The sequence below is a fragment of the Paracoccus aerius genome (assembly GCF_014656455.1).
GTDB lineage: Bacteria > Pseudomonadota > Alphaproteobacteria > Rhodobacterales > Rhodobacteraceae > Paracoccus > Paracoccus aerius.
On record NZ_BNCL01000019.1, the window covers coordinates 47014 to 64484 of the forward strand.

The window sequence follows — 17471 nt, forward strand, 5'->3', positions numbered from 1 at the left end:
TCGACTGCCGCGTAATTCAGACGAGTGGCATTTGGCTGCCGCTCTAAGATCTTGCTTGCCTCCGAAGAGAGTCCCAATCACGGCCACTGCTTTCACCCTGCGAAGCAAGCACTTGGTTGGTCCTACGTTCAGGCGAAACTGTAAGCGCAAGTGCCCGAACGGCTGACATAGCAACCCTTTTGGAGGGAGCCGAATTGACCGGTTCAATCAAGACCACCGCCATCTTCCTGCGGGCCTTCGAACTTCCGAGCTTCAATGAGCCCCTGCCTCCTGGTGAATACGAGGTGGAAACCCAATTCTCCCCTCCTTCAGCCGGGGTCAGCCCAGATGCCTGGAAGGCGTCTGTTCTGGTGCGTCTGCACCCCCGCACCTCCCATCCCGGTCTCAGTCGAACGCTGACCGTCCCATTTGCGGAATTTGAACGGGCGGTGGCAAAGGACAAGCTGACAGGCAAGGCACTGACAGATTTCTTCCTGGAGGAAATGCTGGCTGACCCAATGATCCGTCTTGTGATGGAGGCCGATGGTGTGGGCGAAGCCGAACTGCGCGACCTATATTCGAGGACCAGAAAACCGCCCGCGGATCCCCTGCAAGGTCAGCAAGAGCCAATCACACCCCGCGACGGCAAGGGTGCCGATGATGAGACGCAAGTCATTGGTACTCAAGGATCCGGTAGCCTGTGACGGCGAACCTACGCCAAAACCAACCCGCCTCAACGCATAGGATAGATCACCTGGAAGAGCGTATCACGGCCAGGAACTGGCCCCTGCTCCCTGCCCTCATCCGCCACGAGGTCTGGCTTGATCGCAGCCCTACCGAGGCCGGCATCGCTCTGGCGGCGTCATCGGCTCCCGCATTGCCTGCATGGCACATGTTTGAATTTCTCGGTCGCTTGACGAATAACCGCGCGGCTGTACGAGCCACTTATCTTTCGATTTTTAACGAGGTTCGCAACAAGGGTACTGTAACCCCTGCCGCTGAATGGCTGCTGGATAACCACCACGTTGTTGACGAGACCTTCCGCCACCTGCACCGGGATCTGCAGCCGAAGTTCTACGGCAGCCTGCCTTCTCTTCAACTGGCAGGCGGAGCGCGCGTCCCTCGCGTGTTGGCATTGGCGTGGACCCATGTCGCGCTGACCAACTCTGCCGTGACTCTGGAGGAATTGAGCCAGCTCGTCGGTGGAATGCAGCGCCATACCGATCTGACCATCGGTGAGGTCTGGGCTGTCCCTTCTCTGCTGCGCTTCGTGCTGCTTGAAAACCTGCGTCGCCTGTCCGACCGGATCGAGGATGGCAACCGCAAGCGTGCGGCAGCCAATGCACTGGCCGACTGTTTGGTGGGAGCCGCCCTCACGGAAGCAGCGGCGTTCTTGGCGTCAGAGTCTTCAGCGGCCCGTGACGCGACCTTTGCTGCGCAACTCCTTTATCGCCTCCGGGATGGTTCGGGAACGACAGCCCTGGCACTAGACTGGCTCGAGGCACAGTTAGCAGCTGCGGGGCAGACTCCTGACTCGATTTTGGCGGCCGAGCATGCCCGCCAGTCCAGCGGCAATGTCACCATGGGCAACATCATCAGAAGCCTGCGCCTGATCGACGAAACGGACTGGCTGGAATGGTTCGAGAGCGTATCGAGTGTTGATCGGGAACTGCGCCGCGCACCAGAGTTTGCTGCCCTGGATGGCGCAACTCGCAACACGTACCGCGAACAGATCGAGCGGCTGGCCCGGCGATCCGACTTCACCGAAGTGGAGGTGGCTCGCGCAGCGCTCACAGCCGCGGATGGTGCGGACCCGGGGCGGCTGCTGTTGGCCGAAGGCTTGCCAGGACTCGAGGCGCATATCGCCTATCGTCCCACGCTGGCCGAGCGCCTGCGCCGCAGAAGCCGCCGCGCAGGCTGGGCTGCCCTGGCCGGCCCTGTGATCGTCGTGACCCTGCTGATTGCCGCGTTGATGGTACAGGGGCTTGACGCCCCCGCCTGGGTGGCCGTGCTGCTGTTTGTCCTCGCCCTGTTCCCTGCCTCCGAGGCCGCGCTTGCCATTGCACAGGCTACTGCGGCCCGCCTGTTCCCGCCCCGGCGCTTGCCTGCCTATGATTTCGCCAGCGGGGTGCCAGAGACATCCCGTACGCTGGTCGTGATCCCCTACCTGCTGACTTCACGCGACGACACAGACGAGGTGCTACGGACCCTGGAGCTTCACTACCTGTCCAACGCATTGGGTGCGATCGATTTTGCATTGCTGTCGGATTGGGGCGACAGTCCGACCGAAACCCGTTCTGACGACACCCTGCTGCTGGCTCACGCACGCGCCGGGATCGAGGCGCTGGCCAGCCGCTACGCGGCCACTGGCCGCCGCTTCTACCTGCTCCACCGTCACCGTGTTCGCAACTTGCAGGAAGGCATCTGGATGGGGTGGGAGCGAAAACGCGGCAAGCTGATGGAGCTGAACGCCCTGCTGCGTGGGAACGCCGACACTTCGTTCATGGAAACTGGGCCCTTGCCCCCTGCTGACGTGCGCTTTGTGCTGACGCTGGACAGCGATACGCGTCTTTTGCGCAATTCGGTGTCGGCCTTGGCAGGGAAGCTGGCCCATCCGGTGAACCGCCCCATATCCGACGCCACGGGCCGAGTGGTGTCGGGGCACGCGATCCTTCAGCCCCGGGTCACGCCATCGTTGACGTCCGGCAACGAAGCGTCGGTCTTCCAGCGGATCTTCTCGACCAACAGAGGTCTGGACCCTTACGTCTTTACGGTGTCCGACCTTTACCAGGACCTGTTCGAAGAAGGCAGCTTTACCGGCAAAGGCATGTACGACCTGGATGCCTTCACTCAGGCGACAGAAGGGCGTATTCCCGACAATACGGTCCTGTCCCACGACTTGCTCGAAGGGGCGCTGGCCCGATCTGCACTGGTGACCGACGTCCAGGTGATCGAGGATTTTCCCACCCACTATCACGTGGATGCGGCACGTCAGCACCGCTGGATTCGAGGGGACTGGCAGCTTCTGCCGTTTATCCTGTCGCGCGGCAACGGGTTGGGCAGGCTTGCGCGGTTCAAGATGATGGACAACCTGCGCCGCTCGCTGGTGCCGACAGCATGGATCGCGGCCTCGGTGATGGGATGGCTCGCCCTAACACCCGGCGTCGCCCTGCGGTTGCAGATCCTGTTGATCCTGACCTTGTTCATGGGATCAGTGATGAGCTTCTACGCCGGACTGGTGCCGGGCCATCCTTTCGCTTCGTCCCAGCGGCACCTTCGAGTGGTGCTTGCCGAGGCGAAAGGGTATCTGTCGGCGGTTCTGCTGCGCCTGTCCTTCATGCCCCATCAGGCAGTGCTGGCGCTGGACGCGATCGGCCGGACCCTGCACCGCATGTGCGTGAGCCGCCGGCACCTGCTGGAGTGGCGCAGCAACTCAGACGTTGCGGCGGGTGGGGCGGGCAGCCGGACCGACTATCTGCGGCGCATGGCCGTGGCTCCGGTGACGGCGATCGTGGTGCTGATCCTGGTCGCGCTGATCAACCCTGCGAACCTGCCCTTGGCTGCATTGGTCGCGCTGGCCTGGCTTATCGCCCCGCTACTGGCATGGGAGACAAGCCGCACATTGGAAACGCAGGACCGGCTGAATGTCGCTCCAGCAGATGCTGCAGCGTTGCGCCGCACCGCCCGGATCACCTGGCGCTTCTTTGAGGAGTTCGTCGGTGCCGACACTCATCACCTGCCGCCAGACAACTTCCAGGATACTCCTGAACCGAAGATAGCCGAAAGGACTTCGCCCTCCAATGCGGGCCTGTATCTTCTGGCGACACTCTCGGCACGCGATTTCGGCTGGATCGGCCTGCCCGAGACGCTGGACCGCATCGAGGCTACTTTGTCCACGCTGGAGCGGATGGAAAAGTTCAATGGCCATCTGCTCAACTGGTATGACACGCGCGACCTTTCGGTGCTGCAGCCACGCTATGTATCATCAGTGGACAGCGGCAATCTTGCAGGCCATCTGGTAACGCTTGCCTCCGCATTGCGGGGGTGGACGCATGGAGCCATCGTCCATGTGCCCACCAATCCGCAAGGGGTCGGCGATGTGCTGAACGTGCTGGCACGCCAGCTTGAAACCATTCCTGATGACCGCCGCGCCCTGCGGCCCCTGCTCCGCCGCCTGCAGGAACGCATTGACGGCTTCTCAAGAAGCTATGCAGACATACTGACCGAGCCACATTTGGCAGTGATGCAGGGCCTTAATCTGACGGTGATCGCAGGCGATATCCGTCAGTTCGCTGAGGCCTATGTGGGGGAACTCGAAACCGACGGCAGCGACCTCCTCTGGTGGGCCGAGGCACTGCAACGCGCTTGCGAGGCCGCGATACGACCACCCGGAAATGCTCCAAAGGTTGAGGAACGCCTGGCCTCCTTGTCCGAACGCGCCCGGGCACTTGCCTTCGGGATGGACTTTGGTTTCCTGATGAACCCGCAGCGGCAACTCTTGTCTATCGGGTATCGTGCCGAATCCAAGCAACTGGACGAGAGCTGCTATGATCTGATGGCGTCCGAGGCGCGGCTGGCAAGCCTGTTCGCCATTGCAAAGGGCGATGCCCCGAACGAGCACTGGTTCCGCCTGGGCCGACCGGTGGCCGCCCTAGGCACGCACGGGTCCTTGTTGTCCTGGTCGGGATCAATGTTCGAATACCTGATGCCGCCTTTGGTGATGCACGAACGGCAGGGCAGCCTGCTTTCGCAATCCTGCGTGGCGGCGGTGGATGTCCAGATTGCCCAGGGGCGCGCTCGGGGTGTGCCCTGGGGCGTATCCGAAAGCGCCTTCAACGCCCGCGACCGCGAGATGAACTACCAATACTATGCCTTCGGCGATCCGGCGCTTGCGCTGAAGCGGGCGGGGACAGAGGATCTGGTTGTCGCCCCCTATGCCACCGCGCTGGCCAGCCAGATCCGTCCGCGCGCGGCGGTCGCCAATTTTGACCGCCTGGAGGGGATCGGCGCCCTAGGGCCGTATGGCTTCTTCGACGCCATCGACTTCACCCCTGCCCGCCTGCCCACAGGCTTCGATATGGCCATCGTCCGCACCGTCATGGCCCACCACCAGGGCATGAGCATTGTGGCGATCGCCAACGCGCTCCTAGAAGGTATTCACCGCGACCGCTTCCACGACGATCCGGTCATCAGGGCGGCTGAGTTGCTGCTGCAGGAAAAGGCCCCGCGAGAGATCGTGCCCATCACGCGCCCCGCCCCAGGCCACAGCCGCGAGGGCGGTACGGAACTACCCCCGGCATTGCAGACGATCCTGGAGAATCCGGCCGAGGCGCCACGGGCCATCGGGCTTATGTCGAACGGCCGGTACACCCGAATGGTCACTGGAACCGGCACCGGCTGGTCGCGGTTGGACGACCGGGCCGTCACCCGTTGGCGTCCGGACCCAACCTTGGATCGCGACGGACTGTTCCTGTTCTTGCGCGACGCCCAGACGCAGGACTGGTGGTCCGCAACGTCTGCACCGACGGCAGAGCCTTCCGAGATAGCGCGCGCCATCTTTTCTGGCCACAAGGCGGAATTCCTCAAGACTGCCCACGACATCGAGAGCCATCTTGAGATCATCGTAGCGTCCGAAGCGCAAGCAGAGGGGATGCGCCTGACGCTTCGCAACCTTTCAAAGCGACCGCGCGTGATCGAAGTGACGAGCTATGGAGAGATCGTGCTGGACAGGCCGCAGGCGGACTTGGCCCATCTGGCATTTTCCAAGATGTTTGTGCGTACGGCAATCGAACGCGATGGCAGCGCCGTCACCGCGCGCCGCAACCGACGTGGGACCGAACCCGTGCTGTATCTTGCGCATCTGGCGGTTGGAGGAACGCCCTTGGGGGCAGAGACTGACCGTCGCACCTTTATCGGCAGGGGGCAGGACATTACCCACCCGGCTGCGATGGAGCCAGGCATGCGGCTGGGCGGCGGGCAGGGCTTCACCCTGGACCCGATCTTCGCGCTGCGCCGTCGGCTCCGCATTGCACCGGGGAAAGAAGCATCGCTGACCTTCTGGACCATTGTCGCCGATGACGACGCATCCCTTGACGCTGCGCTGAACCATTATGCGGATCGCGCCGCATATGACCACGAAAGTCGTCTGGCCTGGACACTTTCACAGGTGCAGCTGCGCCACATGGACAGTTCGCTGGAAGAGGCGGCGATGTTTCGCGCCTATGCTGCCCAGCTGATCTGGCCAGATGGTCAAATGGCCGTGCAGGATGCCGAACTCCGCACCGCCATCGGTCCGCAGTCCAGTCTTTGGGGGCTCGGTATCTCGGGCGACTTGCCGATCATGATACTGCGGATTGATACCGAAACTGATCTACCCATCGTCCGAACCGCGCTGCGCATGCAGGGCTATTTCCGCCACCATGGCGTTCGGGCCGATCTGGTGATCCTGAACGACCGGGCATCCAGCTATATCCAGGACTTGCAGAGCGCGCTGACAGCGTTGTGCGACACATTCCTGCGCACACATCTCGATCCCGCCGCGCGTCACGTCTTTGTCCTGCGGCAGGACCAGATGGATCCCGGCCAGATGCGGGCTCTGTTGGCAGCCGGACGGGTTGTCTTGCACAGTCGCAACGGCACGCTGGCGGAACAACTGGCTCGGGTTCAGGCCGCTGCGGTGGCCGTGCCGACAAACCGCGATCGACCCATTTCATTCGGACATGCCGCGCCGCGCGATATGCCGGATTTTCCTGTAGAGGACTTGCGTCACTTCAATGGATACGGCGGTTTTTCATCTGACGGACGCGAATATGTCATTCGTCTTCGTCATGGCGAATCCACCCCCCAGCCCTGGATCAATGTCATTGCCCGCGACGGCTTCGGCTTCCATGTTTCGGCCGAAGGAGTGGGCTTTACATGGGCCGTAAATTCGCGCGACTACCAGATCACTCCATGGTCGAACGACCCAGTCGAGAACCGCCCGGGCGAGGCAATCCTGCTGAAATGCCGCCGAACCGGGCGCATCACGTCGCCCTTCTCGGCACTGTGCTCTGATCCGGGCGCAATCCATGAAGCGCGGCACGGGCTAGGCTACAGCCGCTTCAGCTCCTGGAGCAACTGGATCGATCTGGAGGCAGTTCAGACGCTGGCGGTCAATGGACCCGCCAAGCTGACCCGTTTGCGTGTGACCAATCGAGGGAAGGAACAGCTGGAGCTCGATTGTCTCGCCTATGCCGAACTGGTGTTAGGCAACGACCGCGGCCGCACCGCTTCGGTGATCCGCGCACAGGCCGGCGCCAATGCCGTCATCGCCTGCAATGCGGGGTCGATTGAGTTTCCAGGCCGGGCCGCGGGCCTCGCTTGCGACCTCGCAGTGACAGGGTGGCTGGCCTCGCGTTCGGCGATGCTTGGCGCGGGCAACGTGCGCTGCCCCGAGGCTCTGGTCGGATCTTGGCCCGCCAATTCGACTGATACGGGAGGCGATCCCTGCCTGGCGCTGCGGACCCGCCTTGCCGTGGCGCCTGGAGAGACGGCCGAAGTGGTTTTTGCCTTGGCCGACGCGCCCGAAGCCGAGTTGCCCAGTATCCTTGGCGCCGTCACCAGCGTGACGGAGGTGGCGCAGTCGCTTGAATGCGCGGCAGCGGAATGGGAAGGGTTCCTAGACACGCTTCAGATCCAGACGCCCGACCCGAAGCTGGATCTGATGATCAACACCTGGCTGCCATATCAGGCGTTAGCGTGCCGCATCCGGGCACGCTCGGCCTTCTACCAGGCATCCGGCGCCTTCGGGTTCCGAGACCAGTTACAGGACACGTCGGCGCTGATCCTTCACGATCCGGACCTGTGCCGCCGCCAGATCCTCAACGCCGCCGCACGCCAGTTCACCGAGGGAGACGTGCAGCACTGGTGGTTGCCTTCAAGTGGCGCAGGGGTGCGGACGATGATTTCGGACGATGTCATCTGGTTGGGCCACATCACGGAACGCTATGTCCGCCTGACAGGTGACCGCGCCATTCTGGATGAGCCGGTGCCGTTCATCACCGGTCCTGTGCTGGAGCCTGGACAGCACGACAACTTCCTGACACCCGAGCAATCAGGCGAAGTCGCCCCCCTATACGACCATTGCGCCCACGCACTGGATCTGGCCGTGGCGCGGACTGGATCGCACGGGCTTCCGCTCATGCTAGGTGGTGACTGGAACGACGGCATGAACCGAGTGGGCGAAGAAGGACGGGGCGAGAGCGTCTGGCTTGGCTGGTTCCTGTGCGCCACCATCGATGCGTTCATCCCTTTGGCCGAGGCGCGAGGTGATAATGTCCGCGCCGCCGTTTGGCGCACGCACCGCACGGCGGTGGCCGAGGCACTGGATGCCGCAGGCTGGGATGGCGCCTGGTATCGGCGCGGCTATTTCGACGACGGCAGCCCCTTGGGTTCGGCGGATTCAGCAGAATGCCGCATCGACTCCATTGCGCAAAGCTGGGCCGCAATCTCGAAGGCGGGGCGGCCTGACCGGGTCGGGCCCGCGATGGATGCCGCCCTGACCTGGCTACTGGACCAAGACGCACAGGCGTTGAAGCTCTTCACGCCTCCTTTCGAGAATACCGACAAGGAACCGGGCTATATCAAAGCTTATCCTCCCGGCGTGCGGGAAAATGGCGGCCAATACACTCACGCCGCAAGTTGGATGGTCTATGCCCTGGGCAGGATGGGCAGGGGTGCCGATGCGCACCGGCTGTTTGATCTTCTGAATCCGATTTCTCACGCTGCGAACCGGGCCGATGTCGACCGCTATCGTGTGGAACCCTATGTTGTCGCAGCCGACGTTTATGGCGAAGGGGCGAAAGCTGGGCGCGGCGGCTGGACCTGGTACACGGGCAGCGCCGGGTGGCTATACCGCGCGGCAGTCGAGGGCATCCTGGGAATTGTCCCTGAAGGCGGCGATCGGCTGCGGATCGAACCGGCCCTTCCGCCCCACTGGCCGGGCTTCAGCGCTACAATCACAGTGGCGGGCCACAAGCGCCAGATCGAGGTCAAGCAAGATGGTGTTACACTGGACGGGGAAGGGCCAGGTGAGGATGGAACGTTTGCGCTTTAGGATGGCAGCCGAGTATCAAATGGTATGAGGAGCAATGAGGTGCCAGCGGTCTGAAAGTTGCATTTCAAAATAGCGCGCGCCCCGGCTATAGCTCCTGAGGTGATAATCGGATTTACGGAATATTATTATTTTATATCAATTGGCTGTATCCTGATCTCTGCACCATTCTCTTCTGGTCATCCGGTATTTGAAACGCCGTTGCTATATGTTTCAATGCGAGGCAGTATAAACAATGTATAGACATGGGGTCCTGATGCGCGCCGTAGTCAAGAAATGGGGAAACAGCGCCTCAGTGCGCATTCCCGCATCCGTCATGGCTGCGGCAGGCTTGCGCCTGGATCAGGCCGTTGAGGTGCGAGAGGACAAAGGGCGCGTTGTCATCGAACCCATTGCCCACGAAGAGTATGACCTTGCTGATCTGCTTGCCGGTATCACGCCGGAGAACATTCATGATCAGGTCGATTTCGGGGCACCAGTCGGTAACGAAGCTCTCTGATGGCAGATTATGTTCCTGAGGCTGGAGAAATCGTCTCGCTGGAATTTTCGCCACGCGCAGGACATGAACAAGCTGGGCACCGCCCCGCTGCTGTTCTATCGCCTGCAGCCCATAACCGGATCGGTCTGATGCTGTGCTGTCCGCTGACAGCGAAACGCAAAGGCTATCCGTTTGAGGTGCCGATCGATGATGCGCTTGGCAGCGCCGTGCTGGCGGACCAAGTCAAGTCCCTGGATTGGCGTGCGCATCGGGCTAAGGCCAAAGGCCGCATTTCTGATGCGGAACTTGCGGCAGTCCGGATGAAAGCAAAGGCTTTGATCGGTTAATAAACCCATCTGCTGCGCAGCACATTACGTATCCGTCCGGTGTGCCTGCCCTGACGGTGAAAGCCCGCGCTTGATAATGTCCATGGTTGATAATGGACATCTTGAGGCACTCGCTGGCGGGCACGAAGGGGTAGAAGAAGCGGTTCTGGTCTGACGAGGAGAAACGCTCGATCTGCTGGCAGACACGGGCGTCCGGCGTATCCGTTGCACAGGTGGCACGGCGCTATTCGATGAACTCGAACCTGCTTTTTACCTGGCTGCGGGATCCACGGTTTTCACCCGGCGGCGCCAAGTCGCCAGAGGCTGTCGAAGATAGCCATACCTTCCTGCCGGTGGAAATCTCGGCTTCGGCCACGACCTCGCATTTGATGAATGATGTCGTCGGAACACACCAACCGGCGGATACTCAGCCGCTCGCACAGCGGGTCGATATCACGCTCTCCCTCGGCCGGCGGATCCTGGTGGAAAGCCCAACCAGCCTAGCGGCGGTTCTGGGGCTGCTGTCATGATCCCGGTGCCGAGCAACACGCGCATCTGGTTGGCGGCCGGCGTCACGGACATGCGGCGGGGGTTCAACACGCTGGCGGCGCAGGCCGAGAAGGTTCTGGAGGAGGACTGCGCGCACCACGGTGATCCGACCACACATTCCATGAACATCCGACCGGCCATTCCACGACCATCCGACCACCCGCTCCAGCCGCATCCGACCAGGCTGATCTGAGCGGGCTCCGTCACACGGAGCGGGTCTGAGGCAGACCACCTGCGCTACCCAGAAGCTGTTGCAACAGCGGAAGAAGGGGCGCGATGAGGAGACTGCCGATGAGGAAGATCGAGGACGTTCTGCGCCTGCATGCGCAGGCCATGTCGACCCGGCGGATCGCACTTGCGACCGGCGTCGGCAAGACAACGGTCATCGAGTATCTGCGCCGCGCCGCGGTGGCTGGCTTGTCCTGGCCGTTGCCCGAGGGCCTGGACGAGGAGGCACTGGAACGGCGGGTGTTCCCGCCTCCACCGCCCTCGCAGGGCCGCCAAATTGCCGCTGCGGACTGGGCGATGGTTCATCGCGAACTGAAGCGGCCGGGCGTCACGCTGGCGCTGCTTTGGGACGAGTATCGGGGCCAGCACCCCGACGGCTATGGCTACTCGGCCTTTTGCGAGCATTACCGACGCTGGGTTGGGCGCCTTTCGCCGGTCATGCGCCAGCGCCATGTCGCAGGCGAGCGGATGTTCGTTGACTACTCGGGCACCCGGATGACGGTGACCGATCCGGTGACCGGGGCTGCCCGTCCGGCGGATATCTTTATCGCCGTCATGGGCGCCTCAAACATGACCTACGCCGAGGCCACATGGAGCCAGGCGCTGCCGGATTGGATCGGCGCTCATACCCGCGCCTTCGCTGCATTTGGCGCGGTGCCGGCGCTGGTGGTCTCCGACAACCTGAAGTCCGGCGTGATCCGGGCCTGCTTCTACGAGCCCGAGATCAACCGCAGCTACGCCGAGATGGCGGCGCACTATGGCACCGCCGTCCTTCCGGCGCGGCCCTACAAACCGCGCGACAAGGCCAAGGTCGAAGGGGCGGTTCTTCTTGCTCAGCGCTGGATCATCGCGCGACTGCGCAATCGCCAGTTCTTCACCCTCGACGAACTCAACGCCGCCATCCGCGTGGAAACCGCTCGTCTGAATGCCCGTGTCAGCCGTCACCTTGGCGCCGCGCGTCAGGACCTTTTCGAGACGCTCGATCGCCCGGCCATGCAGCCGCTGCCTCCGGAGCCTTTCGTCCATGCCGACTGGCGCCGCGCCACGGTTGGTGCCGACTATCATGTCCGGCTGGAAGGCCACCATTACTCGGTGCCACACGACCTGATCCGCCAGCAGCTCTGGGCACGGCTGACGGCGGGCACCGTCGAGATCTTCCGCGCCGGCAAGCGTGTGGCCTGCCACAGGCGCGCTTCCCCCGGCGACACCGGCGCAACGACGCTGAACGACCATCGTCCTGCCAGCCATCGTCGTTATGCCGAGACCACGCCCGAGCAGCTGCGCGACCGGGCCGCCCGCATCGGTCCTGCCACCGGGATCCTGATCGACGTCATCCTCCGCGACAGGCCGCACCCCGAACAGGGCTTTCGCTCCTGCCTCGGCATCCTGCGTCTGGCCCGCAGCTATGGGCCCGAGCGGGTCGAGGCCGCCTGTGACCGCGCGCTCGCCATCAACACCCGCACCATGACGTCGGTGAAGTCGATCCTGCTGAACCGCCTCGACGGCCGTCCCCCAGACCGGCCACCCAAAGCCCCGCCCATCACCCACGCCAACATCCGCGGCGCCAAGTTCTTCCACTGACCAAAGGAGACAACCCCTTGCTGACCCACCCCACCCTTGAGGCGCTGAACGCGTTGAAGCTCGACGGCATGGCCGAAGCCTTTGCCGAGCTGATCAGCGAAGATCGCGGCCGCAGCCTCGACCCCGTCGCCTGGATCGGGCTGATGCTGGACCGCGAACAAGCTCGGCGCGGCACCCGTCGGTTCCAGTCGCGCCTGCGTGCCGCCAACCTGCGCCATGGCGGCGCCTGCATGGAGGATGTGGATTATCGAACCTCTCGCGGCCTCGACCGCGCCTTGTTCCAGAGCCTCGCCAGCCCCGACTGGATCGATCGGCACCGCTCGGTGCTGATCACCGGGCCCTGCGGGGTCGGCAAGTCGTGGCTGGCCTGCGCGCTCGGCCATGGAGCCAGCCGCGCGGACCGCACCGTTCTTTACCACCGGCTGCCGCGGCTCTTCTCCGACCTCGAGCTGGCGCGCGGCGACGGGCGCTTCGACCGGCTGTTCCGCAAGATCGCCCGTGTGGATCTTCTGATCCTCGACGACTGGGGCCCCGACCGCCTGACCGCGACGCAGCGCCGCGACCTGATGGAGATCGTGGAGGAGCGCTACGGCCGCCGCTCGACCATCGTCACCAGTCAGCTCCCCGTGGAGACCTGGCACCATGTCATCGGTGAGCCCACCTTCGCCGACGCCATCCTCGACAGGCTGGTTCACAATGCCTACCGGATCTCCCTGGATGGTCCGTCGCTGCGCAAGACCGGCATCGACAACCGCGCCGAGGCCAGCCAATGAACATGACCTCGACCCCAGGTTGCCCACTGGTNTCCGAGGCCAGCCAATGAGCAGGGCCCCAGCCCCAGGTTGCCCACTGGTCCCTCCTACGCGCCCGACACCGCCAGCCTCCTGGCGGGCGCGGCGCCGGGCGCGCGGGACCCTCCCGTGGACAACCCTCCGCCCCAACATCACCCTTGACCGGATGCACCCGGATCAACAATGAAGACTTTGCCTCAGACCGCTACCGCCGACCGGTCGGATGATCGTGGAACAGCTGGTCGGATGTTGCTGGAATAAGCGGTCGGATACGGTGGAATACGCAGGAGGACCCCTATTCCGGTGATCTGTTCGTATTTTGCAGGCGTCGGGGTGATCTTTTGAAGATCATTTGGTGGGATTCACAGGGCGGATGTCTCTTTCTGAAGCGCCTCGAGCGTGGGCGCTTTGTCTGGCCTGCCGCCCAGGAAGGGAAAGTCAGTCTCAGCCCCGCTCAGCTCTCCATGCTCGTGGAGGGATCGACTGGCGAATGCCGCAAGGTGTCGACCCCGAGGCATGGCTGATCTGGGTGCTGACCCACATCGCCGATCACAAGATCAATCGCATCGACGAACTCCTGTCTTGGAATTGGCAGAAAGCCTGAAATCAACGGCAGTCATGCCGGACGGATACGCATGGCCACCAGGGCCGAGGCCATGATCGCGCTCTTTGACATCGCCGGCCTGTCCAGGGAAGAAGCCTGGGCGGTTGTGGGAGATACCGCCCAGGCGATCTGCGCTTGGATGGTGCCGTAGACAGCTCCTTGGCTAGTCAAGAAAGGCGCAGTACGGATCTTATGGACCTCTTTTTATAAGGGATCCTGATCCGTCTGGGCCAGTTTGGCGCGGAGGATAGCCAACAACCATGCCCGAGCAGGGTTCGGACCAAGAACCATATCTTGTCCAAGAGTGGGCAAGCCCACCCCGTACAGGCCCTGTGCCGTAGGACCGAACAACTCGATCCTACACCCCGGCAGCAAGGCATCATGAATGGCTTTAGCTGCGTCAAGCGATCCGAGATATGCGTCCGAGAACCGCTGGGGGTCAATGATGCCGACATTATCCAAAAGCCATCGCCAACTCTCGTCCCAGGTACCAGACTCTGTCGCTTCGATCAGTCGTTTCATCGCATCGATCATGTCGTGATCCCCTCTGGTGGCATTGCCTTTTTGAAGCGGCAGCTCTGCGATTGGTTCTCCCTAATCGCGTCGATGCGCGGCCCCGGCGGGGCCTGCCGAGTTTTGCTGGCATGCAGACGAAACCGGCCTGAGGCCGACGCGCTGACTTCGCTTCTAAAGCCCGTTGCACTCAATCGGCCTCATACCCTGCAGCTTTGAAGTAGTTGTAGCATTCCTCGTCGGAGAACAGATCGCAGACCTGGCCAACCGCAGCCCATAGTTGATCGTAGGTTCGTGCGGCAGCTTTTCTGATCAGCGCCTTGAGCTTGGCGAAAGCCATTTCGATCGGGTTGAGGTCGGGGCTGTATGGCGGCAGGAACAGGAACCAGGCACCCATGTCGCGCAAGGCTGCCGCTGCGGCCGAGCTCTTGTGGCTGGAGAGATTGTCCAGAATGACGACGTCACGGGGCCTGAGCGTCGGGACCAGGTGGGTTTTGGTATAAAGGTTGAACATCTCGGCGTTCATTGCGCCGTCGATCACCCAGGGCGCGTCCAACCGGTCATGGCGCAGGGCGGCGACAAAGGTCTGGGTGCGCCAATGTCCGAACGGTGCATGATCAACGAGGCGCTGCCCGCAGGGTGCCCATCCTGTGGTCTTGGCCATGTTCGTCTTGACCCCGGTTTCGTCAACGAACGCCAATCGCTCCAAGTGATTGGCCATGAAAGGCTGGCGTCTCACAATCCAGACATGGCGCAGAGCGGCGACGTCCTTTCGCTTCTGTTCAAGCGCCTGCAGAGTTTTTTTTATGGGTCAGTCCGAGACCCCGCAGAACGCGCCAGACGGTGGCGCGGTGGACATCGATGCCATGCGTCTCAGCCAGTTCGGCCACGAGTTTATCAAGCGTGATCCCGCTTTTGGCCGCGACGCGGGCCTTGAGCCAGCCGGTCACGTCCACCAGCTTGCCATGTCCGCCGCCATTGCCTTGTCGCCTCGGCGTCAAACATCTGGTCTCGCGCCGCAGCTTCACCAGATCATTGACGAACTTCGGCGACACCCGAAAATGCCGAGCAGCCTGACGGTGTCCGTGACCTTCGTCCACGTAGCCGATGACCCGGGTCCGAAGCTCTACTGGATGTGGCTTGCCCATCTGACATCTCCATCTGCCCTAGCAGAAGAGAATCACATCATCGGCAGGCTGGGAATCCTGAATCTTGATGGCTGAGATACGCTCTAGGAAAGTTCAGATATAAATCACACGAGGTCTGCGTGCAACTTGCCCATGGCGAACATTCCTGAACGACACCGGGAAAACGATGGCTCCGCCATCATCCTCCCAGTTCTGCAGATGCCAAAAGTTACGCCCGATCTCCATCGGCTGGGCGCGCCTGGTCGTCGGGATCGCGGCCCGGGCGCCCAGCCTCGCGCTTTTGGCTTGCACCAATTCCGCTGGACAACTTTTCCTGAGAGGGTTCAGTGACCCGGTTCACATGCTGGCCATCGCCAGGCATCTTGACGTCGGTGCCCATTGTCGGGCCCTCCATAAGACCGTGCAGAAGATACTGAAAGGTCACTACAGATATAGGGATCAGAACGCGCAATTACATGGGCCTTCTGCAGGCATCTCGTAGGCCGATGGTCGGATAGAAAAGAGATGGATGATCGACAACGTCAAAACCGAGGACCAATATTATAAGGTCCACGGTAAAGACGAGGATGGCAAACGTACCGAAGCCTTTTTCAAGCTGCCCACGTTCAAAACGGCTGCTTCGAATGACTGATACGGATCGGGCGTGAGACGACATGGTCCGGCAGTATCATTGGTTTCTGGTCATGCTGATCGGCCACCTTGCTGACCGCCAAAGGCCTGAAGCTGTGGCACGAAGGGTTGGCTTCGTTTGCGCCTCCAGCGGGCTTGGGCGATTTCGCTTGCGCTACCGAACAGCCCTGCGATGCCAAGACCCTGACTCGCCGCAGCTTCGTGGCAATCTCTTCGGGTGAGGGTCAAGTGGGGTAAGGTCGGCCCGATTGCTGCCGTTGGTGGTCAGACAGCCACTCGTTACATTTGCGTACGCCGGATAGTCATGCACGGGAAGTCTTCCACGTCATCGCCCAAGAATGCACGCCCCCTCCGAGAGCTGGAAGCTGGGGTCACACTCCCATCGGTTTCCGGAGTCATCAAGATGTGCATTCCTCGGCAGCTCAATCGCGACGCACCCGCGCTCCCGGTCATCTGGTGCGTACCCACGATCGCAGCGCCATCCTGGTCCGTAAGCACCTGGATCGAGGAAGGCGTTGATCGGGAGAACCACGGGATCGCATCGGTCGCCGACCTGAATAAATCCTCTCTCGCAGGACCATGCATCGCCGTAATCCACGTTGGTCAGGTAACCGTTTTCCGGCACAACAATGGGAATACAGCGGTCCAAATCTGCTGTGAAACCACGCTCACAGGCCCATCCGGATCCGGTTCGATTATCCGTAAGATAAGCATGCTCCGGCAGAACAATTGACACGCAAAGGTCCTCGTCTTTCCAGTAGCCGCGTTCGCATTGCCAGCCGTAGCCTGACGACTTCAAGAAGGCATTTTCCGGTATAAGGATTGCAGAACAGGACGTTCCATCAACCTTTTCAAATCCGCGGTGGCAGTTCCAGCCCGTTCCGTAGGAGCGTCTGGTTGCATAGGCGTTCTCAGGAACCTCGACCTTTGCACATTCCGCCCCCTCCAGAACGTAGCCCAAGTCGCAATCCCAGCCCCCGCCGTAACTGCGGGGCTGAGCATTCGGCGGTATTGGACCAACCCCCATTTGTGCGGACGCTGGAAGCGCGAGCAAGGCAGCAAGGCCTGCCGCAAGGGCAATCCTGGCCATGAGCCGGAGCACTAGGAGCTGCGGGGGTTCGAGGGACGGGAACATGACTGTTTACCTTTCTTGCCAGCGGCCATTCGCCTGACTGGCGCTGCCTTTGCAGATCTGAGGCGATCGTCACCGTGGCAAAGGCGACGTTACGGTCTCGATCCATTGCTTGATCCTGTTGCCGACAGTCGCGGTTTCCTGCGATGGCAGATCTTGTGCCTGCATGTCTTGAAGCGTTGACCCTTCTTCCTCCGGAATGGTTTTGTCAGAGGGAGATACAAAGGCGCCTTCAACCGTGGTGTCTAATATAGCGTCCCGTTTCAGGGCCATGTCGAGATAGGCCGACGAGATCGATCGCATCTCTGTGGGCCTTGTGCTGTGCCCTTTTTCATGGATCATCAGATAGGCCCCGGTTTCTCTAAACGCCGCAAAGCTGAGACCTTCGATCAGCTCTTCTTCAACGAGAACCTCATAGCGA

At 61.9% G+C, this 17471-nt stretch carries 11 protein-coding genes and 5 pseudogenes; 11 read left to right on the forward strand and 5 right to left on the reverse strand.

Features of this window, described 5'->3' with window-relative positions; all coding sequences use genetic code 11:
- Positions 1–194 precede the first annotated feature (194 nt).
- The 10 genes and pseudogenes from IE224_RS17090 to IE224_RS17135 form a co-directional block, all read left to right on the forward strand.
- Entirely contained in the window at positions 195–683 is a 489-nt protein-coding gene (locus tag IE224_RS17090) for a hypothetical protein (RefSeq protein ID WP_188716498.1), read from the forward strand.
- A complete protein-coding gene (locus tag IE224_RS17095) occupies positions 680–9073 on the forward strand; it encodes a glycoside hydrolase family 94 protein (RefSeq protein ID WP_191312161.1) in 8394 nt (2797 codons plus the stop codon). The genes IE224_RS17090 and IE224_RS17095 overlap by 4 nt, the downstream gene beginning before the upstream one ends.
- Before the next feature lie 253 nt (positions 9074–9326).
- A complete protein-coding gene (locus tag IE224_RS17100) occupies positions 9327–9569 on the forward strand; it encodes an AbrB/MazE/SpoVT family DNA-binding domain-containing protein (protein WP_191312164.1) in 243 nt (80 codons plus the stop codon).
- Complete coding sequence (gene mazF / locus IE224_RS17105; RefSeq protein ID WP_103174720.1) at positions 9569–9895, forward strand: endoribonuclease MazF; 327 nt, start codon at positions 9569–9571, stop codon at positions 9893–9895. Before IE224_RS17100 ends, mazF begins: the two co-directional genes overlap by 1 nt.
- Before the next feature lie 146 nt (positions 9896–10041).
- Positions 10042–10404: pseudogene (locus IE224_RS17110) on the forward strand (transposase); the annotation flags it as partial.
- A pseudogene (locus IE224_RS17115) lies at positions 10401–10511 on the forward strand (IS66 family insertion sequence element accessory protein TnpB); the annotation flags it as partial. The pseudogenes IE224_RS17110 and IE224_RS17115, both read left to right, overlap by 4 nt.
- 188 nt (positions 10512–10699) lie before the next feature.
- Complete coding sequence (gene istA / locus IE224_RS17120; RefSeq protein WP_191312166.1) at positions 10700–12232, forward strand: IS21 family transposase; 1533 nt, start codon at positions 10700–10702, stop codon at positions 12230–12232.
- A gap of 17 nt (positions 12233–12249) precedes the next feature.
- The gene (gene istB / locus IE224_RS17125) at positions 12250–13005 is read left to right on the forward strand and encodes an IS21-like element helper ATPase IstB (protein WP_191312168.1); all 756 of its coding nucleotides are present in this window, start codon (positions 12250–12252) and stop codon (positions 13003–13005) included.
- A gap of 305 nt (positions 13006–13310) precedes the next feature.
- Positions 13311–13522 (forward strand): annotated as a pseudogene (gene tnpB / locus IE224_RS17130) (IS66 family insertion sequence element accessory protein TnpB); the annotation flags it as partial.
- Positions 13523–13627: pseudogene (locus IE224_RS17135) on the forward strand (transposase domain-containing protein); the annotation flags it as partial.
- Between the two features lie 204 nt (positions 13628–13831).
- Here the strand turns inward: IE224_RS17135 and IE224_RS17140 are convergent.
- From IE224_RS17140 to IE224_RS21120, 3 genes are all read right to left on the reverse strand, one after another.
- Positions 13832–14161 carry a hypothetical protein gene (locus tag IE224_RS17140; protein WP_191312170.1) on the reverse strand — a complete coding sequence of 110 codons (330 nt, stop codon included), beginning with the start codon at positions 14159–14161 and terminating at the stop codon, positions 13832–13834.
- Positions 14162–14330: 169 nt separating this feature from the next.
- Complete coding sequence (locus tag IE224_RS21115; RefSeq protein WP_202380217.1) at positions 14331–14948, reverse strand: IS630 family transposase; 618 nt, start codon at positions 14946–14948, stop codon at positions 14331–14333.
- Complete coding sequence (locus tag IE224_RS21120) at positions 14923–15288, reverse strand: helix-turn-helix domain-containing protein (protein ID WP_202380214.1); 366 nt, start codon at positions 15286–15288, stop codon at positions 14923–14925. Before IE224_RS21120 ends, IE224_RS21115 begins: the two co-directional genes overlap by 26 nt.
- A gap of 508 nt (positions 15289–15796) precedes the next feature.
- On the opposite strand from IE224_RS21120, the gene IE224_RS21310 reads away from it, so the two are divergent.
- Complete coding sequence (locus IE224_RS21310) at positions 15797–15919, forward strand: hypothetical protein (protein WP_256388169.1); 123 nt, start codon at positions 15797–15799, stop codon at positions 15917–15919.
- Between the two features lie 324 nt (positions 15920–16243).
- On the opposite strand, the gene IE224_RS17150 is transcribed toward IE224_RS21310, so the two are convergent.
- Positions 16244–16879, reverse strand: a complete 636-nt coding sequence (locus tag IE224_RS17150) for a hypothetical protein (protein WP_146038716.1) — start codon at positions 16877–16879, stop codon at positions 16244–16246.
- A 243-nt stretch (positions 16880–17122) separates the two neighbouring features.
- Positions 17123–17471: pseudogene (locus IE224_RS17155) on the reverse strand (hypothetical protein); the annotation flags it as partial.